General features: G+C 55.2%; 27 protein-coding genes. 22 read left to right on the forward strand and 5 right to left on the reverse strand.

What is annotated here, in order from left to right; genetic code table 11:
- Positions 1–73 precede the first annotated feature (73 nt).
- The 3 genes from B142_RS0102650 to B142_RS0102660 are packed head-to-tail and all read left to right on the forward strand — an operon-like array spanning position 74 to position 2,412.
- The gene (locus B142_RS0102650; RefSeq protein WP_018119999.1) at positions 74–661 is read left to right on the forward strand and encodes a MogA/MoaB family molybdenum cofactor biosynthesis protein; all 588 of its coding nucleotides are present in this window, start codon (positions 74–76) and stop codon (positions 659–661) included.
- Positions 642–1,142, forward strand: a complete 501-nt coding sequence (locus tag B142_RS0102655) for a molybdenum cofactor biosynthesis protein MoaE (protein ID WP_018120000.1) — start codon at positions 642–644, stop codon at positions 1,140–1,142. Before B142_RS0102650 ends, B142_RS0102655 begins: the two co-directional genes overlap by 20 nt.
- Before the next feature lie 55 nt (positions 1,143–1,197).
- On the forward strand, positions 1,198–2,412 hold the full coding sequence (locus B142_RS0102660; RefSeq protein WP_018120001.1) for a ThiF family adenylyltransferase: 1,215 nt from the start codon (positions 1,198–1,200) through the stop codon (positions 2,410–2,412).
- Here B142_RS0102660 and mobA read toward each other — a convergent pair.
- The 5 genes from mobA to B142_RS0102685 all read right to left on the reverse strand — a co-directional run bounded on the left by mobA (position 2,409) and on the right by B142_RS0102685 (position 8,034).
- Positions 2,409–3,041 carry a molybdenum cofactor guanylyltransferase gene (mobA, locus tag B142_RS0102665; RefSeq protein ID WP_018120002.1) on the reverse strand — a complete coding sequence of 211 codons (633 nt, stop codon included), beginning with the start codon at positions 3,039–3,041 and terminating at the stop codon, positions 2,409–2,411. The genes B142_RS0102660 and mobA overlap by 4 nt on opposite strands.
- 28 nt (positions 3,042–3,069) lie before the next feature.
- The gene (gene moaC, locus B142_RS0102670; protein WP_018120003.1) at positions 3,070–3,549 is read right to left on the reverse strand and encodes a cyclic pyranopterin monophosphate synthase MoaC; all 480 of its coding nucleotides are present in this window, start codon (positions 3,547–3,549) and stop codon (positions 3,070–3,072) included.
- Positions 3,550–3,573: 24 nt separating this feature from the next.
- Positions 3,574–4,992 (reverse strand): molybdopterin molybdotransferase MoeA, encoded by a 1,419-nt coding sequence (locus B142_RS11665; RefSeq protein ID WP_018120004.1) that lies wholly within the window; start codon positions 4,990–4,992, stop codon positions 3,574–3,576.
- A gap of 15 nt (positions 4,993–5,007) precedes the next feature.
- Positions 5,008–6,126, reverse strand: a complete 1,119-nt coding sequence (gene moaA, locus B142_RS0102680) for a GTP 3',8-cyclase MoaA (RefSeq protein ID WP_018120005.1) — start codon at positions 6,124–6,126, stop codon at positions 5,008–5,010.
- A 75-nt stretch (positions 6,127–6,201) separates the two neighbouring features.
- Complete coding sequence (locus tag B142_RS0102685; protein ID WP_049148178.1) at positions 6,202–8,034, reverse strand: long-chain fatty-acid--CoA ligase; 1,833 nt, start codon at positions 8,032–8,034, stop codon at positions 6,202–6,204.
- 504 nt (positions 8,035–8,538) lie between these two features.
- Here B142_RS0102685 and rho point away from each other — a divergent pair.
- The 19 genes from rho to B142_RS0102780 all read left to right on the forward strand — a co-directional run bounded on the left by rho (position 8,539) and on the right by B142_RS0102780 (position 26,028).
- The gene (gene rho, locus B142_RS0102690) at positions 8,539–10,611 is read left to right on the forward strand and encodes a transcription termination factor Rho (protein ID WP_018120007.1); all 2,073 of its coding nucleotides are present in this window, start codon (positions 8,539–8,541) and stop codon (positions 10,609–10,611) included.
- A gap of 3 nt (positions 10,612–10,614) precedes the next feature.
- On the forward strand, positions 10,615–11,688 hold the full coding sequence (prfA, locus tag B142_RS0102695) for a peptide chain release factor 1 (protein WP_018120008.1): 1,074 nt from the start codon (positions 10,615–10,617) through the stop codon (positions 11,686–11,688).
- 41 nt (positions 11,689–11,729) lie between these two features.
- Positions 11,730–12,575, forward strand: coding sequence for a peptide chain release factor N(5)-glutamine methyltransferase (gene prmC, locus B142_RS0102700; RefSeq protein ID WP_026167778.1), 846 nt, complete (start codon positions 11,730–11,732; stop codon positions 12,573–12,575).
- 138 nt (positions 12,576–12,713) lie between these two features.
- Positions 12,714–13,376 (forward strand): L-threonylcarbamoyladenylate synthase, encoded by a 663-nt coding sequence (locus tag B142_RS0102705; RefSeq protein WP_018120010.1) that lies wholly within the window; start codon positions 12,714–12,716, stop codon positions 13,374–13,376.
- Entirely contained in the window at positions 13,376–14,551 is a 1,176-nt protein-coding gene (locus B142_RS0102710; RefSeq protein WP_018120011.1) for an MraY family glycosyltransferase, read from the forward strand. The genes B142_RS0102705 and B142_RS0102710 overlap by 1 nt, the downstream gene beginning before the upstream one ends.
- A 58-nt stretch (positions 14,552–14,609) precedes the next feature.
- Positions 14,610–15,077: a Cg1360 family ATP-synthase-associated protein gene (locus tag B142_RS0102715; protein ID WP_018120012.1), complete on the forward strand. Its 468-nt coding sequence runs from the start codon at positions 14,610–14,612 to the stop codon at positions 15,075–15,077.
- Between the two features lie 416 nt (positions 15,078–15,493).
- The gene (gene atpB, locus B142_RS0102720; RefSeq protein WP_018120013.1) at positions 15,494–16,297 is read left to right on the forward strand and encodes a F0F1 ATP synthase subunit A; all 804 of its coding nucleotides are present in this window, start codon (positions 15,494–15,496) and stop codon (positions 16,295–16,297) included.
- 94 nt (positions 16,298–16,391) lie between these two features.
- Positions 16,392–16,628 (forward strand): ATP synthase F0 subunit C, encoded by a 237-nt coding sequence (locus B142_RS0102725; protein WP_018120014.1) that lies wholly within the window; start codon positions 16,392–16,394, stop codon positions 16,626–16,628.
- A 45-nt stretch (positions 16,629–16,673) separates the two neighbouring features.
- Positions 16,674–17,243 carry a F0F1 ATP synthase subunit B gene (locus tag B142_RS0102730; RefSeq protein WP_018120015.1) on the forward strand — a complete coding sequence of 190 codons (570 nt, stop codon included), beginning with the start codon at positions 16,674–16,676 and terminating at the stop codon, positions 17,241–17,243.
- A gap of 6 nt (positions 17,244–17,249) precedes the next feature.
- On the forward strand, positions 17,250–18,077 hold the full coding sequence (locus tag B142_RS0102735) for a F0F1 ATP synthase subunit delta (protein ID WP_018120016.1): 828 nt from the start codon (positions 17,250–17,252) through the stop codon (positions 18,075–18,077).
- Between the two features lie 45 nt (positions 18,078–18,122).
- Entirely contained in the window at positions 18,123–19,796 is a 1,674-nt protein-coding gene (gene atpA, locus B142_RS0102740; RefSeq protein WP_081604909.1) for a F0F1 ATP synthase subunit alpha, read from the forward strand.
- Between the two features lie 56 nt (positions 19,797–19,852).
- Positions 19,853–20,827 (forward strand): F0F1 ATP synthase subunit gamma, encoded by a 975-nt coding sequence (locus B142_RS0102745; protein WP_018120018.1) that lies wholly within the window; start codon positions 19,853–19,855, stop codon positions 20,825–20,827.
- Between the two features lie 3 nt (positions 20,828–20,830).
- The gene (atpD, locus tag B142_RS0102750) at positions 20,831–22,282 is read left to right on the forward strand and encodes a F0F1 ATP synthase subunit beta (protein ID WP_018120019.1); all 1,452 of its coding nucleotides are present in this window, start codon (positions 20,831–20,833) and stop codon (positions 22,280–22,282) included.
- 16 nt (positions 22,283–22,298) lie between these two features.
- Entirely contained in the window at positions 22,299–22,670 is a 372-nt protein-coding gene (locus tag B142_RS0102755) for a F0F1 ATP synthase subunit epsilon (protein ID WP_018120020.1), read from the forward strand.
- A gap of 319 nt (positions 22,671–22,989) precedes the next feature.
- Positions 22,990–23,448, forward strand: coding sequence for a DUF2550 domain-containing protein (locus tag B142_RS0102760; RefSeq protein ID WP_236588364.1), 459 nt, complete (start codon positions 22,990–22,992; stop codon positions 23,446–23,448).
- Between the two features lie 47 nt (positions 23,449–23,495).
- Positions 23,496–24,188, forward strand: coding sequence for an endonuclease NucS (gene nucS / locus B142_RS0102765; RefSeq protein WP_018120022.1), 693 nt, complete (start codon positions 23,496–23,498; stop codon positions 24,186–24,188).
- Positions 24,189–24,287: 99 nt separating this feature from the next.
- Complete coding sequence (locus B142_RS13140) at positions 24,288–24,530, forward strand: hypothetical protein (RefSeq protein ID WP_081604914.1); 243 nt, start codon at positions 24,288–24,290, stop codon at positions 24,528–24,530.
- Between the two features lie 113 nt (positions 24,531–24,643).
- Positions 24,644–24,940, forward strand: a complete 297-nt coding sequence (locus B142_RS0102775; RefSeq protein ID WP_018120024.1) for an MTH1187 family thiamine-binding protein — start codon at positions 24,644–24,646, stop codon at positions 24,938–24,940.
- A gap of 83 nt (positions 24,941–25,023) precedes the next feature.
- Positions 25,024–26,028 carry a tetratricopeptide repeat protein gene (locus tag B142_RS0102780; RefSeq protein WP_018120025.1) on the forward strand — a complete coding sequence of 335 codons (1,005 nt, stop codon included), beginning with the start codon at positions 25,024–25,026 and terminating at the stop codon, positions 26,026–26,028.
- Positions 26,029–26,141 lie beyond the last annotated feature (113 nt).

The raw sequence follows: 26,141 nt of genomic DNA on the forward strand, positions 1-26,141 counted from the left end.
AATAAGATTAGGGGAGAAAATCCATATAGATTCTGCGGTGGATGAGCGAAGACACCGCAGCAGAAAGGCCAGCATGGTGCATACCGATTCTGCAGGCACCCAGGATTCTGGGCATCCCCAACCCTCCCATGACCACCAACACACCCAGGGCAGTGATCAGCCGCAACGCACAGGGCTGGTGTTGGTGTCCTCGACTCGCGCAGCCGCCGGGGTCTATACCGACGAGTCTGGTCCTATCGCAGTACAATTTTTGCGTGACAAAGGCTTTCATACCCCAGATGCGCGTGTAATCGCGGATAAAGATATCTCCCGAGTGATCGAAGAGATTTTCGCTAGCCCTGATAGGCCCGATGTTGTTTTAACCTCTGGTGGAACGGGCATCAGCCCCGATGATCGGGTGATTGAGTCGATTCAGCCGCGCTTGGATAAAGAGATTCCTGGCATCGCGCATGCTTTCTGGTCAGAAGGGCTGGCTAAAACACCGACCGCTGTTATTTCCCGCGCGCTTGCTGGCACGGTGGGAGAGACGTTCGTGATGGCTATGCCCGGTTCACCTGGAGGAGTACGTGACGGGGTGAAGGTCCTGGACGGTATATTGCTCCATGCACTCAATTTGCTGAAAGGACGGCAAGTCTCCAATCATGGCAAACACCATTCCTAATTCGCCCGGTTCCCATATGGCTGATGAAAACCCGGTGGTCACAAGTGAGGCTAACGAGCGCATCGTTGGAACCGTACTTACCGGCGAGCCATTAGAGCCGCTACGCGAAGAAGCTAGTCGGCTCGTTCCGGATGCCACAGCTGGTGCTGTTGTCACTTTCGACGGCATCATCCGCAATCACGATAATGGGCACTCGGTTGCTGAACTGGTGTATTCCGCGCATCCTTCCGCGGCGGAAGAATTATCGCGCGTTGTGGCGGGTATTGCCGCCGAGTTTCCGGATGTACGTCTGTGGGCCGCGCACCGCACAGGCAAGCTCGGGATTGGGGAACTGGCTTTCGCCGTTGTGGTGGCAAGTGCACATCGCAAGGAAGCATTTGCCGCATGCGCTGAATTGGCTGATCGTGTCAAGGCCACCGTGCCGATTTGGAAAGAACAATTTCTTGCCGACGACTCCGCCCAATGGGTCGGCCTGGATTAAACACAACACACCAAGTTTATATCTAGCCGAGCTGAACTGGAGGGGATGAGGGCATATGGAGTTTGATCCACGATGGGTTGCGCGCTATCAACGGCAACTCAGCTTGCGCGGTTTTGGACGGCAAGCGCAGGAAAAACTAGCTGGTTCTCACGTCGTGGTGGTCGGCGCTGGTGGGCTTGGTTCTCCGGTACTGCTGTATTTAGCCGCTGCCGGGGTCGGTGCGCTGACCATCATCGATGGTGATGAAGTCTCGCTGTCTAATCTGCACCGGCAGATCATTCATACCACCGGTGCGATCGGCACCCCGAAGGCGGTCTCGGCGCGCGAGACCATCAAAGCACTTAACCCGGACATAGCGGTTGCCGTGATCAACGCTGATCTGGATCGGGAACATGCCCGGGATATTTTCGCGGGTGCTGATCTGGTCATTGACGGCACCGATAATTTGGGGGCGCGTTATCTCATTTCGTGGGCGGCGTTGCGCAGTGGAATTCCACATATTTGGGCCTCGATTCTGGGCTTTGATGCACAAATTTCGGTCTTCGGCTTGGGAGATGGCCCGATTTACGAAGACGTTTTTCCCACACCACCACCAGCTGGATCGGTTCCTTCGTGCGCACAAGCCGGGGTACTGGGGCCGGTGGTTGGAACGGTGGGCTCAGCCATGGCTCTCGAGGCGATTAAAGTGCTCACCGGTATTGGAACTCCGCTATCGGGGCGATTGGGCTATTTCGATGCGCTCTCTGGTGAATGGGAATATATCCCAGTACAAGCCAACGCTCGGACCCGAGAGACCGTGCTGTCTTCTGGTCCTATCAACGCGGATACCACGGAAGAACCAGGGGATCGTGTTACTACCACGGCCCACAACATTGACGAAAGCTGCAGCGTCGATGGAGTTTGGAGCGTCGATGATATTCCCGAAGATGCCGTGGTTATCGACGTCCGGGAACCAGAGGAATATGCAGAATTCGCGATTCCCGGGGCGCTGAATATTCCGCTGTCAACTTTTAACCGTGCTCAAGCGCAGGCTAGTACAGAGGAGAAGACTGTAGCGGGGGACACCGAGGTTGCCGGTGAGGAAGCCATCGCGCGCGTCATCACCACTGTGCGTGCGCATAACCCACAGCATCCGGTGGTCATTTATTGTGCGGCAGGCAAGCGTTCAACCCAGGCCATCGCTCACCTGCACAAGGCGGGCGTTACGGGCCTGGGAAATTTGCGCGGTGGCATCGACGCCTGGCTCGCACGTCAGACGGATGAAGGCTAAGGCAGCTCGACTGCACCGCGAGCCTGCAACTCCGCAAGGCTGTCGTAATCGACCTCGAGCCCAGCACCGTCGACGGCCACCCAATCCGAGTGGCGTACCAAAGCGCGTGCGGGCTTGTTGTGCGTGTCGCCGATCTCGGCGAGGCTGGCACGCAAGCTGTCTGACAGCCACACCGAGCACAGTGGATTCGCGATTCCAGCATCGTCTTTAATGATCGCTGCATCTCGCTCCGCATTGCGTTCTAGCGCCGAAGCGAGGTCGGGCAGCAACTGCCATGAGTCTGGCGCATCGACGCTAAAGATCGCCACGCGCTTCGCAGAATCCGGGATAACGGACAAGCTCGCGGCAATTCCGGCTAAAGGACCACCGTACGCCGGTTTTTCTGCGGTGTGGGTAATTCCAGCTGCCAGGTGCTTGGTGGAAACAATCACGATAGATTTTTTCCCAATACCCAGTGATTGCACACCGGCGAGTTGATGATCAATTAACCGCGTGCCATTGAGCCGAATCGTGGATTTATCAATCCCACCCATACGTTCCGACCGGCCACCGGCCAAAATGACGACTGTGAGGTCGTCGAAATTGGGGGAATCGTCGGCAAGAATTTTCTGCTCAGCTGCTTTGCTCATAGCTTTCCCGGGTAGTGTTTTGGGTGTTTTAGTGGGGCTCGGGGCGGGACCAGTCGCCAGAACGACCGCCGGATTTCTTGATGATCGCACAATTGGTGATATATGCGCTGCGGTCCACGCCCTTGACCATGTCAATGACGTTGAGCGCAGCAACGTTGACGGCGGTCAGTGCTTCCATTTCCACGCCGGTGCGATCCGCAGTGCGTACGGTGGCTTCGATCCGGAGGTGATCATCGTGCACATCGAGGGAAACTTCGCAGCCATGGACCCCGATCGTGTGCGCTAGTGGCAGCAATTCGGGTACTTTCTTCGCAGCAGAAATACCACCGATGCGGGCGACGGCGAAGACATCGCCTTTGGGCACGGTCCCGTCGCGCAGCGCCTGCAGGATTTCCGTAGAACACACGACAGAAGCCACTGCGGTTGCAGAGCGCACGGTGGGTTTTTTCTCTGTCACATCGACCATATATGCATTTCCGGAGCTATCCAGATGTGGGGGTTGTTTCATGTGCTTTCGCTTCCTCTCGAAGTATTACCGACACCAACCGAGCACGGTGACCATGCCGGTAGGACCATTCTGCTCTGCGTGTTCTGCCTGCGGGATAATTGCTAGCCCAGCTATTTCTGTCAGTGCACTGACGAAATGTGAGCCGGGCTTGCCGACGGTAGTGGGTACCGCAACCACCCCGGAATCAGCAGCTTCGATCCGTACTGGGACCAACTGGGTTTTTCCGGGACGCGGTCGGGGCAGTGCGCGGTGGGCTGCAAGTTGTGCTGCCCGGTGTGGCCACCATGTGTTTGCCTGTGTGTGTGCCTGTGCGTCGTTTTGAGTGCCGTTCTGAGCGTCGCCGTGTGCAGTAGTAGTGGCTGCCGACGATCCCGTGCGTCCTTGCAAAATATACAGGGCCGCGAGTGCGTACACGGTGGCTGACACATACGCAGCAACTGGATTGCCCGGTAGTGTTACGACGGCCACCCCATTCCAGAGCCCAGCGCCTTGTGGGGAACCTGGCCTCTGCGCTGCATTGCCAAACCAGAAATCCGCATTCGGAGATCGTGTGGCAGCGGCCTTGACCACATCAAATACGCCCTGCGAAATCCCGCCGGTGGTAACGATGAGATCCAGTGGCGGTGCCACCGATGAAGTGAGTTCGTCGAAAAGCGCAATAAGTTTTTCGACCCCATCGCCGACATGGAAGCGTTGAATATCCACCGGACCATGCTCAGCTAATAAATTCGCCACCATGGGGCCGTTGGAATCTACGATCCGGTAATGTACCTGCTCGTCTGAGCTGCCACGAGCCTTAGAACCCGCGGCGTCGATGGTTGCGGATGCAGCACGTGTGCTCGCAGGGTTGGCGGTGGAAATAAGCTCGTCGCCAGAAGAGATCACCGCAACCCGGGGGCGGCGATACACAGAGACTTCAGTGACTCCAGCCGTCAGCAAAAACGCGAGCGTACCGGCGTCGACAAGCGTGTGTGCAGCTGCGATTTCTGTGCCCGGGGTGATTACTTCACCGCGCAGCCGGATATGGCGCTTGCCCGGTAACTCGTGGATGGTTACCTGCTCAGGCAATTGTGACGGGCCCAGCTGGGCATTGGTTAATTCCGACGGAACCACCCGTAATGAATCGGTATCGCCACAAATCGGTGCCCCCGTCATGATGCGCAGGGCCTGGTGCGGGGCAAGCTCTTGTGGGCTTCCACCTGCGGCAACTTCACCGACTACCGGAACCGTCCATGGGGCGGGGCCGGAAAGATCTGCCTCGTGGAGCAAAAAACCATCCATTGCAGAATTATGAAGCGACGGGATGGGCTGCCGTGCCTGTACCGGATCTGCAAGATAACATCCGTGAGCTTCCTGTACCGGCACAAGCTGTGGGTGAGGTGGCTGCACAAGCTCGCAGACGCGAGCCAGATGCTGGTCCACCGATACGGGAGAGGTAGTCATTGTCGTAGTGCTGCCTTATCCACCGATAGCAGACATCGTGCGGGCAGGCTGTAAAAAGCCTTCGTCGTTAATATCGTGTCCAGGTAGTTTCTCCCACATGGCGCCAGCCCAGATTGTGGCTAGTTCTTCGTCGCTCGCGCCACCGCGGAGCAGATCCCGCAACTGCGTTTCACTGTTGCTAAACAGGCAGGTACGAATCGCCCCGTCGGCGGTGAGTCGAGTGCGGTCACAGTCGCCACAGAACGGATAAGAAACCGAGCTGATAATGCCTAAGGCCCCGCGGCGCATACTGCGATCTGCATCCTCCCAGACATCCCACAACGCCGCAGGTGCAGAACCGCGCGGTTGTTTCGCTGGTGTCATAATGAATGCGGATTGCAGCTTGGCCAGGATCTCGTCGGCGGTGATCATATCTTCCCGGGACCAGGCTTCGCGCGGGCCCAACGGCATCTGTTCAATAAAACGCAGTTGAGCGCCTTTATTCAGGGCAAAATCGGCAAGACCGACGACATCGTCTTCGTTCACGCCTTTCATCACCAGAGCGTTGATTTTGATGGGATTTAAGCCGACTTCGGAACATTTATCGATGGAGCGCAGCACGTGGTCCAGGCGGTCACGACGGGTCAGCGCCGTGTATTTCTCCCTATCAATCGTATCGAGCGAGATATTGATGCGATCCAGTCCTGCGTCGGCAAGGCTTGCTGCGCGCTTATCGAGCCCCAGTCCGTTGGTCGTCAATGCGATTTCTGGCGCCTCGCCAGTATCCGTCGTCAAGGCTTTGGCCCGTGAAATGATGCTGGGTAATGATTTGCGCAGTAACGGCTCGCCACCGGTGAAGCGAAGTTTGCGCACCCCAAGTTTCTCCACGGCGATACGCACCAGGCGAATAACCTCGTCGTCGGTCAGCACTTTGTCATTGTGCATCCATTGCAAACCTTCGGCGGGCATGCAATACGTGCAGCGTAAATTGCACTTATCGGTCAGGCTGACGCGAAGATCACGCGCGATGCGGCCGTAGCGGTCTGACAGCTGACGTGTGCCGTCGGCATTGGCGGCGGGCAGATCAGAGGCAACATCCTGCGCAGATGGAGTCGACGGGATAGTTGGTTTCGGCAGCGTAACAGGTGTGGACATATTAGTTCCTAGTTTAGTAACCGTGCGTGACAGAAACAATGAATGCAGAAACATTGAATTCGGTAGCGGGGCTGATCATGGTGCGTCCTCCGTGGAATCGGTGCTGGAGGCCGTTTCTGTGGAATCCGTGGAATCCGTGGAATCCGTGGGGGCGGCGGCATCCGCGTGCGCGGAATCCTCACCTGGGCCAGGTAGGGCAATGATGTCTAAACGGCCTGCCTCCAGGTGTTCGCGGAGGTCTTTTTTGTCAAACTTGCCGACGGAGGTTTTATCGATGGAATCGACGAAAGCCCAGTATTCGGGTGTCATCCAATTCGGCAATGATTCGCGGAGGAAATTACGCAACTCGTTGGCGGTTTCCTGGTCTCGTGGGATATCAGTATGCAAGACGGTGACCGCCAATGGGCGCTCGTTCCACTTTTCATCCGGATAGCCGATGACGGCGCATTCGACGACCTTGTCCGAGGCCATGACCATGTTTTCGAGACCGACGGAATAAATCCATTCGCCACCGGAGCGGATGACATCGCGGGCGCGGTCGGAGACTGTCAAAAATCCGTCTGCGGTAATCGAGCCGACGTCACCGGTGCGCAGCCAGCCGTCGTCAGTAAATTTATTCTGTACCGCGTCAGTGTCATCGGAGACGTCATGACCCCGAAATTCCGTCGCTGCCCCTTCATCGTTTTCTGCGACGGAGCGGAAATAAGAACCGGTCACCAAGTTGCCGCGAACCTGAATTTCGCCTTCGTTTCGGTCGGTGTTGGGGACGATCTCGCCGTCGTTGACGACTCGATATTGCAACATCGAAGGGAAGCGGCCCTGCGAAATGCGATATCCCCAGCGGGTTTCGCCCGAAGCACCTGATGGTGGACGGGAGACAGTTCCGATGGTGGTGGTTTCTGCCATACCCCACACGTGCACGACATCGACACCGTAGTGTTCTTCCCAAATCTTGATCAAAGAAGGTGGCGCAGGGGAGCCGCCGGCAAAAATCTCAACCAAAGACATGCGCTCTGGTGGGTATTTTAAGTAATGCACGATCAGTTGGATCCACAGCGTCGGCACGCCATTAGCACGACGGGGATGGGTCGCTTCGATGATTTTCGCGAGGGTGGGTGCCGAGGTATCGGCGTCGGGAAGCACTAACGGCGCACCCGAAAGAAACGCGGCAAATGGAACACTCCAACACAGCACGTGATAAATAGGTATGCCACATAGGAATGATTCACCGTGGGTAATTGCAATGGAATCCGTGGTACGCAGCTGCAACGCCGCCAGATAAATCGCGCGGTGCGAATACACGACACCTTTCGGCGCGCCTGTGGTTCCTGTGGAATAACACAGTGCTGTGGCTTCGTGCTCATCGACCTCCGGCCAGTCGTAAGTAGTAGGTTGGCCATCGAGCAAAGATTCATAGGAATGGATCTCGATATGCTGCGGCAGGATTTCCGCGTATTTGGCAAGCTCGTGGGGAGTGGGCAAGCCGATGAAGGCGACTACTCGCACGCACGGGGTTTGTGTCGTGATATCACGCACCAGGTCAATCATGCGCGGATCGACGACGAGGATTTCCGTGTGGCTGTGGTTGACAATATGGATAAGCTGATCAAGCATGAGCTGCTTGTTCAGTGGAGCAAAGACCGCGCCCTTCGACATGACTGCGAACATGACTTCAAGATGCTCTGCGCAATTAGTGAGCAACGAACCCACACGTTGATCACCGGTAATACCCAGGCGGTTGTGCAGAGCGTGCGCAAAAGCACTGGCGCGGGCAGCGATTGCACGAAAGCTAGTTTCCTGTGGTCCGTCGGGCGACCAGGTGGTGACCTTCGTCGTGGCGTGCGCGCTGCGGCCGTATTCCAGAATTCGGGACACGGACAGGGGCAGGTCCTGCATCGTCGAGAGCATAATTCTGATTTTAGCGTCGGCGATCGTACAGCCCTAGCCACGCAACCTCGGTTGCAATACGGGCCTTGCCACGATGGGGGAGAACTGGGGAATCTTTTAGAAGTGCGCTACACTATAAGGGAAATCGATAGGCAAGGACGTGAGCTTTCCGCGAATTGTCTAGGCGATTATTCTAAAGTCTCACGAAAATGATGGCGCGGTGTCACAGTAGGGTTTGTGAAACCAACTACTACTTGCATCAGTCGTTATTGGGGCGTGTGCCGGAGTAGGTACATGCTGAATATTTCGTAATGAGACTTTCACCCTTTATTTACAGTTGCAGTGCTGTGACTGTGCGCGCAGCTGCGAGTGGATTGCTTGACGACGGACGCGATCTGCAGCAATCGCAAGTTCGTACTCTTTGCCGTACGAGGTGCTTCGCGCAGCACAGGCAGGACTGTAGCCGGGCAACCCGAATCCACGGGGCAGCCTCAGTTACGCGAAAAACGACGCGAAAGGATATCCGTGAGCACAACGGACAACCCAGATCTTTACTCCATGAAGCTTCCTGAACTCCGGGAGCTTGCTATCGAGAAGGGGTTGAAAAGCATCACTGCTCTGCGTAAGGGCGAGCTGATCATGGCTATTGAAACAGGCAAGGTTCCGCGTAAATCCACGGAGAAGCCGCTGCCGCGGATGAAGAAGTCTGAGATGCTAGCTCAGCGCGCGGCACGCCTGGCGTCTGGTGAATCCGACACGAATGTGCGCGACCTGCAGGACGATGCGCAGCAAGGCGTGACCGAGAGCTACACAGAGCGCTCATCAGAGAGGTCGAATGAGTCACGTCCAACGGCAGAAAACCTTGGCGACGATACTCCATCGCCAGCAGCAGCTCGGCGTGCACGGCGCGCTCGTGTCAAAGCACGCGCGAACGAAGAACACCAAAACAACTCCGGAAATGGTGAGGTCCGGAACACGCACGAGCAGCGTAGCGAGCAGGATGCCGCAGCGGATCGCACTGAAACTGGTGCTGATGATGTGCAGTCGCTGCCTGAGAGCAATGATGAGCAGCGTCAGGCCGGAAATACCCGCCGCGGGCGTCGTGGTCGGCGGGTTCGTCGCTTGAGCGATAGCAAGCAGCACCAGCACCGCGAGCAAGAGCAGAACTTCGATAACGCGGGTGATCAGGATGCTTCAGATGATGCCGCAGATTCTGCTGCCCACGATGAGCACGCTGAGCGTTCCGATCGCACTGATCGGGAGCAGCGCAATCGGGGCCCACGTGGCGGTCGGGATGATCGTGACAACCGCGACAGCCGTGATAACCGAGATAATCGGAGCCCACGGGATAACCGGAACAACAACGACAGTCGGGGCGGCGACAACCGGGGTGGCGGCGACAACCGCAACAACAACGATGGCCGCAACAATGGACTGCAGGAAGTTGCCGGTATCTTGGAAGTTGTTGACGGTAACACTGCGTTCTTGCGTACCACCGGCTACCGCCCAAGTTCGCTGGACGTATTCGTCAACACCAACCTGGTGCGTCGTTTCCACTTGCGTACCGGTGATTACCTCACCGGTAAGGTGAAAATGACCGGTGGTGGGCAGTCGCACGGCAAAGGTCGCAACCGCAAAAAGTACAACCAGATGGTTTTCGTGGAAACCGTCAACGGTTTGCACCCAGAAGAAGCCAAGCAGCGTCCGCAATTCAGCAAGCTTACCCCGCTGTATCCAAATAAGCGGTTGCGTTTGGAAACTGAGCCGAAGATCTTGACCACCCGCGTGATCGACTTGATCATGCCGATCGGTAAAGGTCAGCGCGCGTTGATTGTATCCCCACCAAAGGCGGGTAAGACGACGATCCTGCAAAACATCGCGAATGCGATTTCAACGAACAATCCAGAGTGCTATCTGATGGTCGTGCTTGTCGACGAGCGCCCCGAGGAAGTCACGGATATGCAGCGAAATGTCAATGGTGAAGTCATTGCCTCGACGTTCGACCGTCCACCGTCAGAGCACACCGCGGTCGCTGAGCTCGCTATTGAGCGTGCTAAGCGCCTGGTCGAACAAGGCCAGGATGTCGTCGTCCTGTTGGATTCGATCACTCGTCTGGGACGCGCATATAACAACTCCTCACCAGCCTCGGGCCGCATCTTGTCCGGTGGTGTTGATTCCAATGCGTTGTACCCGCCGAAGCGTTTCTTGGGTGCTGCCCGCAATATCGAAGATGGCGGTTCGTTGACGATCATTGCCACTGCGATGGTGGAAACCGGTTCTACCGGCGATACCGTGATTTTCGAGGAATTCAAGGGTACTGGTAACGCTGAGCTTAAGCTGGACCGCGGGATCTCCGAGCGCCGCGTATTCCCAGCCGTCGACGTCAACCCGTCAGGTACGCGTAAGGACGAGCTGCTGCTGGTTCCCGAAGAAGCTCGCATCATGACGAAGTTGCGCCGTATTTTGTCGGCGTTGGATTCGCACCAGGCTATCGATCTGTTGATCAAGCAGCTGCGGAAGACGAATTCGAATGGCGAATTCTTGATGCAGGTTGCGTCGTCTGCTCCGATGGCCGCGGCGCTTGAAGAAGAGGATTAATTCATGGCTAATGAGGTATCGCTTGTCGACGATGTCGTCTCCGAATACCGCGGCATCGAAGCTCAGATGTCGGATCCGTCGATCGCTGGTGACCAGGCGCAATTCGGCAAGTTGTCGAAGCGATATGCTGAGCTGCGCCCAATTATGCTCACCTATGAAGAGCTAACGGCCGCCCAAGAAGACTTGGAAGCTGCGCGTGAGATGGCCTATGAGGACCATGATTTCCAATCGGAAGCTGATGAGCTAGCGGACCAGGTCGAGCAGCTGCAAGAGAAGCTGGCTGATTTGCTGGCGCCACGTGATCCGCAGGATGCCGAAGACATCATCATGGAGATCAAAGCCGGTGCAGGTGGAGAAGAAGCTGCGCTGTTCGCTGCGGACCTCGCCCGTATGTATGAGCGTTTTGCTGATAAGGCGGGCTTTGCCTGGAACGTGCTGGCGCTGAATGAGTCTGATCTAGGTGGTGTGAAAGATATGACGATTTCTTTCCGCGCGAAAAACCCTGGTCGCGACGGTGCATGGGCGTTTTTCAAGTATGAAGGTGGCGTGCACCGCGTGCAACGTGTCCCGGTCACCGAATCTCAGGGACGTATCCAAACTTCCGCCGCGGGAGTGTTGGTGTACCCGGAGCCTGACGAGGTCGAATCCGTCGATATCAACGAAAAAGATCTGCGTATCGATGTCTACCGTTCCTCCGGTAAGGGCGGCCAGGGCGTGAACACCACCGACTCGGCTGTGCGTATTACGCACTTGCCGACGGGACTGGTAGTGACGTGCCAGCAGGAACGTTCCCAGATCCAGAATAAGGCTCGTGCCATGCAGGTATTGCAGGCGCGCTTGGATCAGATTGAGCGCGAAAAGGCCGATGAAGAAGCTGGTGAACAGCGTGCTTCGCAGGTGCGTTCAATGGACCGCTCTGAGCGTATCCGTACCTATAACTGGCCGGAAAACCGCATTGCGGACCACCGTATCGGTTATAAGGCCAGCAATTTGGATAGCGTGTTGAACGGTGACATGCACGACTTGATTAAGGCCTTGCAGGAACAAGAACGCGCAGAGCGCCTCGAGGCTAAATAGGCTGCGGTGTGTATTCGGTGCAGGTACAGGAAAATCAGTCGGTGCTCCACGAAGCGCTTCGCGACGCCACGCGTCGCTTCCAGGAAGCTGGCATTACTAATGCTGCAGGTGAGGCACGATTGCTTGCGGCGCACTACCTTGGGGTGCCTGCGACTGAGATATTCCTGCACCTGCGTGAACCCGCCCCGGTAGGGCTGCTGACTGCAATCGAACGCCGTGAAGGCCGTGAGCCGTTGCAGCATATCGTCGGCACGGCCCCGTTTGGCCCCCTCGAGATTCTGGTCGGGCCCGGGGTATTCATTCCGCGGCCGGAGACCGAGGTGCTTGCGCATTGGGCTGTGGAAAAGCTTAACTCTGGTATCGTTCGCCCAACTGTGTTGGATCTCTGCACCGGCAGCGGAGCTTTAGCAGCATATATTGCGTATGAAGTTCGGCATGCACAGGTCATTGGGGTGGAGTATGCGCAGCGCGCGTTCGAATGGGCTGAGAAGAACCGATTAAATCTCCACGCTCAACACGGTATCCGCTACAACATAGTCCGCGGGGACGTGCTTGACCCTATGTTGCTTACGGAACTGACAGGCAAGGTTGATCTCATCGTGTGTAATCCACCTTATGTTCCGCGTGATGATTCGTTGGATCCAGAAGTCTATGCAGATCCAGACGATGCAGTTTTTGCGGGGGCGACAGGGATGGACGTCATCAACAAACTTGGACCGCAGGTCTCGCGGCTATTGCGTCCTGGTGGCGCGGTAGGGATTGAGCACGATGACGCGACTTCCGTTCAGGTGCAGGAAGTAATGAAGACAGAACCAGAGCTGTACGATGTGCAACCATTGATGGATCTGACTGGCCGAAATCGGTTCGTTACGGCCTTGAAACGATGACGTCGATGTACACACTGGCTACTCGGCATGAATACGAGCGTAAAATAATCGCATGATCTCGTTGGTGCCAAGCACCGGCGACATGAAAACCACAGGGATAATGGGTTCGAAAATGAGGAAGGGCTGCGAGGACCGGAAATGAGCACCACGTACTCCTGCGATGATAATTCTCAGCGTACGGCTGGCGTCACAGCAGCAGCCGCCGCTGCGCGGGCTGGGGAACTGGTTGTCATGCCCACGGATACGCTTTATGGCTTGGGCTGTAACGCTTTTGATAATGATGCGGTTGCCCGGTTGCTTGCCGCGAAACAACGTGGCCGCGACATGCCAATTGCCGTGCTCGTGGGATCGTGGGCGACGGTACAAGGGTTGGTCCGTGAATTTCCTGAGCGCATGAAAACATTGATCGAAGCATTTTGGCCTGGTGGTCTTTCTCTGATCGTGCCTCAAGCCCCATCGTTACCATGGGATTTAGGGGATACCCGGGGTACTGTGATGCTTCGCATGCCATTGCACCCGGTGGCGATTGACCTTTTGCAAGAGGTCGGCCCTATGGCGGTATCGTCTGCGAATATCTCTGGGCAAAAATCACCCACATCCGTTAACGAGGCTGAAAGACAATTAGGCCGCGCCGTCTCGGTGTATCTGGACGACGGTGAATCTCCGGTAGGCGAGGCGTCCACCATTGTTGATCTTTCTGGACCACACCCGGTGGTTTTGCGAGAAGGCGCGATTAGTACGGAACGTATTGCGGAAGTACTTGAATTGCCGGCGGAGGCGCTACGCAGAGAGAATAACTAATGGGTGCAGCAGGAATTCCCTTACGCGAACTTGGGCTGGTGCTCTTGGTGGCAGCCGTGGTCACGTTTTTGGTGACTGGCGCAATCCGCAGCGTCATGGTGCGCTCTGGCCGTATCGCAGAAGTTCGAGCGCGGGATGTGCACACTCAACCGACGCCCCGGTTGGGTGGAGTAGCGATGTTCAGTGGTTTTTTGCTTGCTGTCGCGCTGGCAATGCAATTGCCTGCCCTGAATCGCGGATTTATGCCGGTGACTCCAGAAATGACAGCAGTGCTCTGGTCAGCGTTCGCGATTGTGCTGGTTGGCGTACTCGACGATTTGTTTGACCTTAGTGCAATCGTCAAACTAGTCGGGCAAATAGTTGCTGCCAGCCTCATGAGCATGTTGGGATTGACGTGGACCCTGCTGTTTCTGCCGATTGGCGACGGCACGACTGTAGTGCTTGATCAAGTTCAGTCGCTGGTCTTGACTGTATTTTTTACAGTTATGCTCATTAACGCAATGAATTTCGTTGACGGACTTGACGGATTAGCAGCTGGACTTGGAATGATCGCGGGCGGTGCGATTCTGGTTTTCTCGCTTACCGTTCTCTATGACCAGGGTGGGGCAGTTTCAGCCTATCCTCCTGCGATCATCGCCGCCGGTCTAGTTGGGATCTGTGCGGGCTTTTTGCCGCATAACTTTGAACCGTCTCGGATTTTTATGGGGGATTCAGGTTCAATGCTGATCGGTACGCTATTGGCTGCTGCAGCGACCTCGGCAAGCGGAAAAATTAATATGGCACTATACGGGACAGCGGATATTCTGGCGCTAATATCTCCGTTCATCGTGGTTTTGGCTGCCGTATTTGTTCCAGTTCTAGACTTGATTCTTGCCGTGGTCCGCAGGTTAGCGCGCGGACAATCGCCCATGGCAGCGGATAAACAACATATTCATCATCGATTGTTGTCATTAGGCCATACACATCGTCGTACCGTGTTGGTACTTTATTTGTGGGTGGCCGTGGTGGCATTTGGAGCAGTGAGTTTTTCGGTCGTACCGGCATGGCTGGCGCTTGGCGGAACAGTCCTCGCGCTACTCGCCGCTGGGGTTGTCACAATGATTCCGCTGCGCGCGGGAAAGATTGGACGAAGCGAACCACCATTGAAGTTCGTGACTAACCAGCCGCCTTTTTAGCGTCAACTATATTTCTCCGTTTTTACGTTGCTAATTATCAATAATGAACAGGAAATCCATGACTAGCCCAAATGAATCTGCACACGAATCTTCCACACGCGACGACGTCGGTGAGTCGGTGTCACCATATGAGGATCATTCGTTGCCGCTTAGGCGGGGACTGAAATTAGGCTCCCGTGCCTTAATCATCGCGACTCTAATCTCACTCGTCGTCTGGGGAGCGGCAGCTGGACTACCTGGTTTGTCAGGTGTGGTTTTGGGTGCAGCAATTGGCGGAAGCTTCGTTCTGTTGACTGCCGTGAGTGTTTTGCTGACTTCGCGCAGCACGCCTGCAACGACGATGGCTGTGGTTTTGGGCAGTTGGCTGCTCAAAATCGTCGTCCTGGTTATCGTGCTGTTTGCTATTCGGGATTTGGATTTCTACCACACGGTATCTCTATTCGTCACGGTCGTGGTGGTCTTAGTACTGACATTGGGGACAGAGGTCTGGGCAATTGTGACCTCGAAAGTAACCTTTGTGGGATAAGGACTCACACAATTGGCGCTGGAAATTCCACCTTCAGGATTAACCAGGGGTGGTATGACTCAGGTGAAAATGTTCTGCCTATAGAAAGCCTTCGGCGCAAGAAAACAACTGATTGTTTTTGTCTAAAAATAAGTTGTCATTTAAGCAGCTAGAACTATATAAAGAAAAATTCACCCCCACGAGGCGACAGAATCGAAATACGCTGATAGTATACTGCACGGGTAACCGCAATAGTGGTGCGCCTTTCACAGGAAACTGTAAGGGTGTGACTGAAATGCTGCGCTGTTTCCCCTGCTGTTACCGCGCTGATGTGCGACGGAGTCCGTGGTAATGGCAGCGAGTTTGAAGACGTCCATCGCACCGTATGAGTAATTCATGCGGCCCGAACACGGGAGAGAACGCTGAGCGTTACAACTATGGCCTTTCGAGGTGAGTTCCACTCGCCTGAACTGGACCCAGAATTTTTCCCGGGGCAATACTATGGCCACATCATCCTTGATGATTTCTTGGGTGGTTGGTTCGCGCTAGACCGCTTGATGCTGGTCCGCCTTCTCATGTTGGCGATCATGCTGGTGGTCTTCCTCGTCGCCTTTAGGAGCCCCAAGCTGGTTCCTTCAGGTTTGCAGAACGTCATGGAATACGCGCTGGATTTCGTTCGGATCCATATCGCGGAAGATATTCTGGGCAAAAAAGAGGGTAGGCGGTTCCTGCCAATTCTGGCAGCAATCTTCTTCTCGGTTTTGTTCATGAACGTCTCGACGATCATTCCGGGTCTGAACATCTCCGCAAACGCACGTATCGGAATGCCGATCGCCCTTGCATTACTGGCTTATGTCACCATGATTTATGCCGGTGCAAAACGCTACGGTTTCGGTAAATTCGTGAAGTCTTCGGTGGTTATCCCGAACCTGCCACCAGCGCTGCACCTTCTGGTCGTGCCGATCGAATTCTTCTCGACGTTCATCCTGCGTCCGATCACGCTGGCACTGCGTTTGATGGCGAACTTCCTTGCAGGCCACATCATTTTGGTACTGCTGTTCAGCGCCACTAACTTCTTCTTCTGGCAGCTTAATGGTTGGACGGCAATGTCCGGTGTGACGGTATTGGCAGCGATCCTGTTTACCCTGTACGAAGTCATTATTATCTTCTTGCAGGCATACATCTTCGCATTGCTGACTGCGGTGTATATCGAATTGTCCCTGCACGCAGACGCACACTGACAAACTCGCGAACCACGCGGCTAATTACATAACCCCACAGCAACTACACTCTCGGTAACTATTTCCGAGAACCACGAAAGGGATTGACTTTCACATGAACGAGATCATCTTGGCACAGGCAACTGAGTCCTCCATCGAGCTGGGCGCCATCGGCTACGGTCTGGCAACCATCGGACCTGGTTTGGGTATCGGTATCCTGGTTGGTAAGACCGTGGAAGGTATGGCTCGGCAGCCAGAAATGGCCGGCCAGCTGCGCACCACGATGTTCCTTGGTATCGCCTTCGTCGAGGCTCTTGCCCTTATCGGCCTCGTTGCAGGCTTCCTGTTCTAAAAAGAGCGCGGAAACCACACCACACTTTTTAAGACTGGAGAGCCTATGAACGTCACTTATTTGCTAGCGGAGCATGGAGAGGAATTGCCACTCGAAGGTGGCAATTCGCTCCTCACGCCTGCGAACTACGACATCGTCTGGTCGATCATTCCGCTTGCAGTTGTCGTCTTCCTCTTCGCAAAATTTGTGATCCCGAAGTTCCAAGAAGTCCTCGACGAGCGCGAGGACCGGATCAAGGGCGGAATGGACCGCGCTGAAGCTGCACAGGCGGAAGCAAAAGCTGCGTTAGAAAAGTACAACGCACAATTGGCCGATGCACGTGCTGAAGCGGCGTCTATCCGTGAGGACGCACGTAAGCGTGGCGAGCAGATAGAAGCAGAGCACAAAGCGAAAGCTGAAGAAGAAGCTGCTCGTATCATTGAAGCCGGAAATAAACAGCTTTCTGCAAACCGCGAACAGGTTGTTGCGGATCTGCGTTCCGATCTGGGACAGAATTCGATTAACTTGGCCGAGCGTTTGCTCGGTACTGAGCTGTCGGATGCTACGAAGCAGTCCGGCACCGTAGATTCGTTCTTGTCCGAACTCGACAACGTGGCACCAGCCGCAAGGAAGTAGGCAAGCATGAAAGCAGCGAGCCGCGAAGCACTGCAGCAATTGTTTGCAGTTGTTGACGAGACATCGTCTCAGTCGACTAATGCCGTCGAAGTTGACTCGCAGACCGGTTTAGAAATCTTCGAGGTCGTCGAAGCGATCGAAGGCGATCGGCCCTTGCGGGTTGCGCTTGCCAACAATGCAGCCCCTTCTGAACAACGAGTCGCGTTAGCGGACGAAGTGTTTTCCAAGCACCTAGCCGCGAGCGCGTTGACTGTTGTGAAAAGAGCGGTTGAGCTGAGTTGGTCAAACCCACGCGATCTGCGGGTCGGTTTGGTTGCTGCAGCACGTCGCATCATTTTGCGCGGCGCGGAGAACAACAATCAACTTGAGCGCGTAGAACAAGAATTGTTCGCGTTGTCTCGCGTACTCCATCGAGAAGGCGAGCTTTCGATGCTGCTTTCCGATCGCCGAGTAGAAGTTTCGAAACGACGCTCACTGCTTGCTCGACTCCTCGAAGGTAAGAACGTCACGATGTTTAGTGAAGCACTTGCGCTACAGGCCGTGGGCAGGATCGAAAAAGATCCCGCTAGCGATCTTGTGGCTCTCGCTGAACAAGCAGCCGAATTACGCGGGTATAGAATCGCTCGTGTGGTCAGTGCTGGAGACTTGACCAGTGAGCAGTCCGCGGTGCTCGCAGAGAAGCTTCACTCTATTTATGATCACCGGATGTCCATCCACAATGAGGTTGATGCCAACATCCTCGGTGGCGTGCGCATTCACGTTGGCAACGAAGTAATTGATGGTTCGACTAAAGCAAAGCTGGAGCGCATGCGCACAGCATTAGCAGCCGGTTAACCATCGTGTGCACGTTGTCACGTACCGACGATCTTTGTTAAGTAATTGCTGAAAAACACAACCGAGAGCAGGAAGAACATGGCGGAGCTAACGATCTCCTCCGACGAGATCCGTAGCGCGATTGCGAACTACACCTCGAGCTATTCCGCGACGGCCTCCCGTGAGGAGGTCGGCGTGGTCATTTCGGCAGCCGACGGTATTGCCAACGTTTCTGGCTTACCGTCCGTGATGGCGAATGAGCTCCTGGAGTTTCCTGGCGGCGTTATTGGCGTCGCGCAGAACCTCGACACAGATTCCATTGGTGTCGTTGTTTTGGGTAACTTCGAATCACTGGCTGAAGGTGATGAGGTTAAGCGGACCGGAGAAGTACTGTCCATCCCAGTCGGCGAAGATTTTCTTGGCCGCGTAATTAACCCCCTGGGCCAGCCAATCGATGGCCTGGGTGACATCAAATCTGATAAAGAGCGCGCGCTCGAGCTGCAGGCTGCCGGCGTCTTGGACCGTCAGCCGGTCGAAGAACCAATGCAGACTGGCATTAAAGCTATCGACGCGATGACTCCAATTGGCCGTGGTCAGCGTCAGCTGATCATTGGTGACCGTAAAACCGGTAAGACTGCTCTGTGTATCGACACCATCCTGAACCAAAAGGAAAACTGGGAATCCGGCGACCCGGATAAGCAGGTTCGGTGCATCTACGTCGCAGTTGGTCAAAAGGGCACCACCATCGCCGGCGTTCGTCGCACACTGGAAGAGCACGGCGCTCTGGAGTACACCACCATTGTTGCCGCACCAGCATCCGATGCTGCAGGCTTCAAATGGTTGGCACCATTTTCTGGCGCTGCTTTGGGCCAGCAGTGGATGTACGAAGGTAAGCACGTTCTGGTCATTTACGATGACTTGACCAAACAGGCCGAAGCTTACCGTGCGATTTCCCTGTTGCTGCGCCGTCCACCAGGACGTGAAGCCTACCCAGGCGACGTTTTCTACTTGCACTCTCGCCTGCTGGAGCGTGCTGCGAAGCTCAATGATGAACTTGGTGCTGGATCGATGACGGCTCTGCCGATTATCGAGACCAAGGCGAATGACGTTGGCGCCTTCATCCCGACCAACGTTATTTCGATTACCGACGGTCAGGTTTTCTTGCAGTCGGATCTGTTTAACCAGGGCGTGCGCCCAGCTATCGACGTGGGTATTTCTGTTTCTCGTGTCGGTGGTGCAGCACAAACCAAGGGTATGAAGAAGGTTGCTGGTAACCTGCGTCTGGACTTGGCCGCATACCGCGACCTCGAGGCTTTCGCTACCTTCGCATCTGACCTCGATGCAGCGTCCAAGCAACAGCTTGACCGCGGTCAACGACTGGTTGAGCTTCTGAAGCAGCCTGAGTCCAGTCCTCAGAACGTGGAGTACCAGATCGTTTCGATCTGGCTGGCTTCCGAAGGCGCCTTCGATAACGTTCCAGTGGAAGACACTCGTCGTTATGAAACAGATTTGCACGAATACCTGCAGGGTGAGGTTCCTCAGGTTTATGAGCAGATTCAAGGCGGTAAGCCACTGGACGATGACTCCAAGGAAGCTTTGCGTAACGCGAATGAAGAATTCGCTAAGGGTTTCCAGACCACCTCGGGTGAGCCTGTGATCGACAACCACGAGGAAGCTTTGGAAGAGTCCGAAGTGGAGAAGAACCAGCTCAACGTCTCCCGTAAGAGCGTCAAGAAGTAACTTGCTTAGTTACTCTGATTGCTTCGAGATAAGGAAAGAAGGGAGGGAAGGAAACCATGGCTACTCTTCGCGAATTACGCGACCGTATTCGGTCAGTGAACTCTACGAAGAAGATCACTAAAGCGCAGGAAATGATCGCCACCTCGCGCATTAACAAGGCCTTGGCACGTGTCGAAGAAGCGCAGCCTTATGCCGACGAGATGCAAGAGGTTATGGAGCGTTTGGCATCAGCAACAACGTTGGAGCACCCAATGTTGCAGCCACGCGAGAACGTCAAGACTGCTGCAGTATTGGTCATTACTTCGGATCGCGGCATGTGTGGTGGTTATAACTACAACGTGCTGAAACGTGCCAACGAGCTTGAGAAGCTTCTAGAGGAAAAAGGCTATGAGGTCAAGCGATATGTCGCCGGTGGTAAGGGAGTTGATTTCTACCAATTCCGTGGCGTCGACATCGCTGGACAGTGGACCGGTTTTTCCCAGGACCCAAGCATGGAAGCCACCCATGATATGCGTCAGCATCTCATCGAGGGTTTCCAAGCCAGCTCAGAGGGCACTGCGCCGCACCGCGACGGAGTTAACGTCGCTGAAGACGAGGACTTGTTCGGATTCGATTCAGTTCACGTTGTACACACTGAATTCGAGTCGATGCTCGTCCAAGAAGTCAACGTTCATCAACTGCTTCCCATTGAGCCTGTTTACCAGGACGAAGAAGTCATCGATGAGGACTTCAGCACCACGCATGGTGACACCGAAGCACAGATGGAATTTGAGCCGGATCCAGAAGCATTGCTGGAATCCCTGCTCCCGAAGTACGTCTCGCGTATTCTGTACGCAATGCTTCTGGAAGCATCGGCTGCTGAGTCTGCCGCACGTCGTACGGCAATGAAAGCCGCGACGGACAACGCTACGGATTTGGTCAATGACCTGTCACGTGTTGCTAACCAGGCTCGTCAGGCACAGATTACCCAGGAAATCAACGAGATCGTCGGTGGCGCTGGTGCGCTTGCCGGCAGCGGAGAAAGTGACTAAATCATGACTACAGCTCTTGATGAGCAGAACACGCAGCAAGGTAGCGCGAACGCTACCGGCCGCGTCGTGCGCGTCACCGGTGCGGTCGTCGACGTGGAATTTCCGCGTGGAGCGATGCCTGCTCTGTATAACGCGCTGACTGTCGAGGTCACCCTCGAGGCAGTCGCCAAGACCATCACGCTTGAGGTTGCACAGCACCTCGGCGATAACCTGATCCGTACCATTGCCTTGGCTCCGACCGACGGACTCGTCCGTGGTGCCGAGGTGACCGATACTGGCAGCCCAATCAGCGTTCCGGTTGGAGACGGTGTGAAGGGCCACGTGTTCAATGCACTCGGTGAGTGCTTGGACGAACCAGGCTTGGGCCGCGACGGCGAACACTGGGGAATCCATCGCGATCCGCCACCATTCGACGAATTGGAAGGCAAAACCGAGATTCTGGAAACCGGAATCAAGGTCATTGACTTGCTCACGCCTTACGTGAAAGGCGGCAAGATCGGCCTGTTCGGCGGCGCTGGTGTCGGCAAGACCGTGCTGATTCAGGAAATGATTACCCGTATTGCCCGAAACTTCTCCGGTACCTCCGTGTTCGCTGGAGTCGGCGAGCGCACCCGTGAGGGTACTGACCTCTTCCTGGAAATGGAGGAGATGGGTGTGTTGCAAGACACCGCGCTTGTCTTCGGTCAGATGGACGAACCGCCAGGGGTTCGTATGCGCGTAGCCCTGTCCGGCCTGACCATGGCGGAATACTTCCGTGACGTCCAAAACCAGGACGTTCTGTTGTTCATTGACAACATCTTCCGCTTCACCCAGGCTGGTTCCGAGGTTTCGACCCTGCTGGGCCGTATGCCATCTGCTGTGGGTTATCAACCAACCTTGGCCGACGAGATGGGTGTTCTGCAGGAGCGTATTACCTCGACTCGTGGTAAGTCGATCACCTCTTTGCAGGCTGTGTACGTTCCTGCCGACGACTACACTGACCCAGCCCCAGCGACGACATTCGCGCACTTGGATGCAACTACCGAGTTGGATCGTTCGATTGCTTCCAAGGGTATTTACCCAGCCGTGAACCCATTGTCGTCGACCTCTCGTATCCTGGAGCCAGGCATCGTTGGTGAGCGCCATTATGCAATTGCTCAGCGCGTGATCAACATTTTGCAGAAGAACAAGGAACTGCAAGACATCATCGCCATCTTGGGTATGGATGAGCTGTCCGAGGAAGATAAGGTCACCGTTCAACGTGCCCGTCGTATTCAGCGTTTCTTGGGCCAAAACTTCTACGTTGCTGAGAAGTTCACAGGCTTGCCGGGTTCGACTGTTCCTCTGGAAGACACCATCGACGCTTTCGAGCGCATTTGCGATGGCGAGTTCGACCATTACCCAGAAATGGCCTTTGACGGCTTGGGTGGTCTCGACGATGTCGAGGAAAAGTACAAGAAGATGAACGAGAAGTAGGAAGTAGGCGACACACATGGCTGAATTCACCGTGGAACTCGTCGCGGTCGACCGTAAACTTTGGTCAGGCCAGGCCACCATGGTCACTGCTGAGACCACCGATGGTGAGCTCGGCGTGTTGCCTGGGCACCAACCCCTACTCGGTGAGTTGTTGGACAACGGTGTGGTTACCATCACCGGGTCCAACGGCGAACGCGTCGTCTTCGGCGTACAGGGCGGTTTCTTGTCCGTATCCAAGGAAAAGGTAACTGTACTGGCAGACTGGGCGATTACCTCCGATGAGCTGGATCCTTCGGTAATCGAAGAATATGAAGCTTCTGACGACGAGTATGTGCGTGCGCACGGTACAACCGCTCGGCGCGCACAGCGCCGCATGGAGATGATTTAATCTTCTCAGATTACTACGGTTTGCGCCCGGGCCTAACTATCATTGCTAGTTAGGTGGCTATAAAACCAGAAGAAAGGCTCTTCCCGAATGTTTCGGGAAGGGCCTTTCTGCGTATAGTCTTCACCTCGGTCTATTCGGTGAATCCCGGACGCTCTTCCGCAGCCTTTCTATCGTGCTCGGAGCACTCGATATTGGCACGCCGGTTTTCTGACAGGCGGTCGCAGCGGGTTCCTTGTGAATTGGTAGAGATATTTCACAAATACCTTGGTAGGTACTAAGATAATCCGAAATCTCTTCTGTTGGTTAAGGTGGCAGCTTAATGCAGGATTTTATGGGTAGCTTTTTACCATTATGCGGACTAGTAGCGCTGGTAATTGTCGCAGGATTGGCCGCATGGAAATTTTTCACGCTGCGATCTAAAGGAAACGCCGTTATCGCTCGTCGGCTCCCAGCGAAAGGGACGCATGGCTGGCGGCATGGCCGAGTAGTGTGCAATGGCCAGCAGCTCAACATGTATAAACTTCGCTCCTTATCACCCTCTGCAGATGTGGTACTTGAACGCAAAGAATTGACACTTCACCGTCAGCGTTCGGTCACAGATGCCGAGGGTTCTTTTATGTCTCCAGACTTGCAGGTGCTGGAAGTCTCGACGGCGGACGATCATTTTGAATTGGCTGTCGATACTTCTGCGGCTATGGCGATTACATCCTGGTTGGAATCTGCACCAGATAGCCGTCAAGAACGCACGGCGCCAAAGCCACAGCAATCGCGTAAATAATACGCTGACTGTGCTGGCGTACTGTACGCTGCGCTAGGGTAGTGGGCATGCGTTTAGTGATTGCCCACTGTTCTGTCGATTATGTCGGCAGATTGGATGCCCACTTGCCTGCTGCAGACCGTCTTATCATGGTAAAGGCTGACGGTTCCGTGTCGGTGCATGCGGATAATCGCGCTTATAAGCCGTTGAACTGGATGACCTCGCCATGCACGCTGACTGAATCCGCGATCACCGATATCGACGGTGACGACACAGAAGAAAAACTATGGGTGGTAGAAAATCCGCAGGGTGAGCAACTGCGTATCACTCTTCATGCAATCCACCATGACACGAACCACGAGCTTGGGGAGGACCCAGGGCTGGTCAAAGATGGCGTCGAGGCGCACTTACAAGAGCTGCTTGCTGAGCACATCACGACGCTTGGCGATGGTTACTCTCTTGTGAGGCGGGAATACCCCACGGGAATCGGGCCGGTTGATATTCTGGCTCGTAACGCCGATGGTGAGACCGTTGCCGTGGAGATTAAACGCCGCGGTGGTATCGACGGCGTAGAACAGCTCACGCGATATTTGGAACTGTTGAATCGAGACAGTTTGCTAGCGCCGGTGCACGGAATTTTTGCTGCTCAGCAAATAAAAGAGCAAGCCAAAACCTTAGCTCGTGATCGCGGAATTAGATGTGTGACGTTGGATTATCAACAACTGCGTGGTCTCGAGCCTAATGAATTGCGGTTGTTTTAAATGGCCGCGAAAAAACGACGCGGTGCGTACGGACATAGTCGGGGTGCGAAAGGAAAAAAGGCTGGGAAAGCACGACGGGCACAGTATTCGCCTTCGAGCATTCCTTCCGATGGCGGATCGCTATTTGGCACCCAAGTGGCAGAAGGCCCGAGTTGGGATTTCGGCAGACCTTACGAATACCGGCAGATCGCGGCAGTTCGTGCGGTGAAATACTATGTGTGCCCTGGTTGTAACGTTGATATTCCACCGGGTGTGGCGCACATTGTTGCATGGCCACGCGATTCTGGTGGTCAAGGTGACGACCGCCGCCATTGGCATTCCCGTTGTTGGCAACAGCGTTAACAACAGCGTTAACACTGTTGCCTGCAACGTCGAGGATCACAGCGTTGTAGAAAGCTCGTTCTGGTGACACCTTCAGACGAAGCATCATTGGTAAAACAGGTAGCCTAGATTCTATGATTGTGGCTTTTTCTGTTGCACCCACGACCACGAATGAAACCGGCGAAATGTCGGAAGCAGTTGCCGAGGCGGTTCGGGTAGTACGCGAATCAGGTCTGCCGAATGAGACTAATTCGATGTTTACCCTCGTGGAAGGCGACTGGGACGAAGTTTTTGCCGTCGTGAAGAAAGCGACGGCTGCGGTGGAAGCAGTCTCGCCGCGGGTTTCGCTTGTGATCAAGGCGGATATTAGAAAAGGCGTAACTAACGGCCTTACCGCCAAAGTTGAGGCTGTAAACCGTCACCTTTCATAAGAGCAATTTGCATAAAAACATCGCATTAATCGGCACCATAGAAAATCAATGCGCCGATGCTTTTCTAGGAGGACACAACTTCGATGACTCATCCACAGCAACCGGGGCAGCCTGGCCACGAACCAGCTCGATTTGCTGCCTCAGCAGTAGATTTGGAGCAGCTAAAAAATCGCGCCCAGTCGGGGCCACAAGCGTCTGGTGGCCAACAGCCCGGGCATTCCGGTGCCGCAGAACCGGCTGGCGGGACTATCTCGGCGTATTTTGAGATTACTGATCAGAACTTCGAGGCCGATGTGGTTCGGCGTTCGACTGAGGTGCCGGTTGTTGTGCTGTTGGGCACGTCCCGCGCGGCGGAATCTGATGAGATGAAGCGGAATTTCGAACAACTCGTCGTCGGCGATGCCACACTCGGCAAAGTAGTTTTCGGTTATGTCGATGCTGATAAGAATCCCGCCATCGCACAGGCATTCCGTGCGGATGCGGTGCCTACGGTGGTCGCCTTGGGGCAAGGGCAGCCGTTGACACAGTTTCAAGGGGCTCAGCCAGCCGAGGTTTTACAGCAGTGGGTTGAGACACTCGTCCAACAGATTGGTCCGAAGTTGTCTGGTCCTTCGCAGCCTATCGTTGATCCTGCCCGGGGTGCAGGCAGTGACGATATGGCCGATGCGGGTGTTGATCCGCGCCATGACGCTGCCGAACAAGCGCTTTCGGCGGGCGATTATGCGCAGGCTCGCGTGCACTACGACGCGATTCTGGCCGATGATCCAGCTGATCAACAAGCCAGTGTGGCGCGCAAGACAGTCGAAGTTATCGAACGCTTCGACCCCGCGAATCGCAGTGGTGATGCCGTCGCAGAGGCAGATGAGGCCCCGGATGACATCGACAAGCAACTCGACGCGGCCGATGCGGAAGTCTTGGCTGGAGCGCCGGAAAAGGCGTTTGCCCGGCTGATTTCTACGATGAAAACCACTGCTGGTGATGATAAAAACCGTCTGCGTACCCGCGTGATTTCTTTGTTTGAGTTGTTTGATCCAGCAGACCCGCGGGTGAAACAGGCGCGTACTGATCTAGCGAGTGCGTTGTTCTAAAGCTCGGTAAGTGAGTGCTTTAAGCTAGTAGGTGGAACCTCACCGAGACCAGCGCCGACGGACAGAGCCGATGAGCCTAGGGCCCTGTTGTGGGCTTGAAAGTAACCGGTTTT

This window comes from Corynebacterium propinquum DSM 44285 (genome assembly GCF_000375525.1).
GTDB lineage: Bacteria > Actinomycetota > Actinomycetes > Mycobacteriales > Mycobacteriaceae > Corynebacterium > Corynebacterium propinquum.

Bases quoted from the DNA above. Each gene is read 5' to 3' on its own strand.
- B142_RS0102650 (WP_018119999.1), top strand. From the start codon at position 74: ATGGTGCATACCGATTCTGCAGGCACCCAGGATTCTGGGCATCCCCAA.
- B142_RS0102655 (WP_018120000.1), top strand. From the start codon at position 642: ATGGCAAACACCATTCCTAATTCGCCCGGTTCCCATATGGCTGATGAA.
- B142_RS0102660 (WP_018120001.1), top strand. From the start codon at position 1,198: ATGGAGTTTGATCCACGATGGGTTGCGCGCTATCAACGGCAACTCAGC.
- mobA (WP_018120002.1), bottom strand. From the start codon at position 3,041: ATGAGCAAAGCAGCTGAGCAGAAAATTCTTGCCGACGATTCCCCCAAT.
- moaC (WP_018120003.1), bottom strand. From the start codon at position 3,549: ATGAAACAACCCCCACATCTGGATAGCTCCGGAAATGCATATATGGTC.
- B142_RS11665 (WP_018120004.1), bottom strand. From the start codon at position 4,992: ATGACTACCTCTCCCGTATCGGTGGACCAGCATCTGGCTCGCGTCTGC.
- moaA (WP_018120005.1), bottom strand. From the start codon at position 6,126: ATGTCCACACCTGTTACGCTGCCGAAACCAACTATCCCGTCGACTCCA.
- B142_RS0102685 (WP_049148178.1), bottom strand. From the start codon at position 8,034: ATGCTCTCGACGATGCAGGACCTGCCCCTGTCCGTGTCCCGAATTCTG.
- prfA (WP_018120008.1), top strand. From the start codon at position 10,615: ATGGCTAATGAGGTATCGCTTGTCGACGATGTCGTCTCCGAATACCGC.
- B142_RS0102705 (WP_018120010.1), top strand. From the start codon at position 12,714: ATGAGCACCACGTACTCCTGCGATGATAATTCTCAGCGTACGGCTGGC.
- B142_RS0102710 (WP_018120011.1), top strand. From the start codon at position 13,376: ATGGGTGCAGCAGGAATTCCCTTACGCGAACTTGGGCTGGTGCTCTTG.
- B142_RS0102715 (WP_018120012.1), top strand. From the start codon at position 14,610: ATGACTAGCCCAAATGAATCTGCACACGAATCTTCCACACGCGACGAC.
- atpB (WP_018120013.1), top strand. From the start codon at position 15,494: ATGGCCTTTCGAGGTGAGTTCCACTCGCCTGAACTGGACCCAGAATTT.
- B142_RS0102725 (WP_018120014.1), top strand. From the start codon at position 16,392: ATGAACGAGATCATCTTGGCACAGGCAACTGAGTCCTCCATCGAGCTG.
- B142_RS0102730 (WP_018120015.1), top strand. From the start codon at position 16,674: ATGAACGTCACTTATTTGCTAGCGGAGCATGGAGAGGAATTGCCACTC.
- B142_RS0102735 (WP_018120016.1), top strand. From the start codon at position 17,250: ATGAAAGCAGCGAGCCGCGAAGCACTGCAGCAATTGTTTGCAGTTGTT.
- B142_RS0102745 (WP_018120018.1), top strand. From the start codon at position 19,853: ATGGCTACTCTTCGCGAATTACGCGACCGTATTCGGTCAGTGAACTCT.
- atpD (WP_018120019.1), top strand. From the start codon at position 20,831: ATGACTACAGCTCTTGATGAGCAGAACACGCAGCAAGGTAGCGCGAAC.
- B142_RS0102755 (WP_018120020.1), top strand. From the start codon at position 22,299: ATGGCTGAATTCACCGTGGAACTCGTCGCGGTCGACCGTAAACTTTGG.
- B142_RS0102760 (WP_236588364.1), top strand. From the start codon at position 22,990: ATGCAGGATTTTATGGGTAGCTTTTTACCATTATGCGGACTAGTAGCG.
- nucS (WP_018120022.1), top strand. From the start codon at position 23,496: ATGCGTTTAGTGATTGCCCACTGTTCTGTCGATTATGTCGGCAGATTG.
- B142_RS0102775 (WP_018120024.1), top strand. From the start codon at position 24,644: ATGATTGTGGCTTTTTCTGTTGCACCCACGACCACGAATGAAACCGGC.
- B142_RS0102780 (WP_018120025.1), top strand. From the start codon at position 25,024: ATGACTCATCCACAGCAACCGGGGCAGCCTGGCCACGAACCAGCTCGA.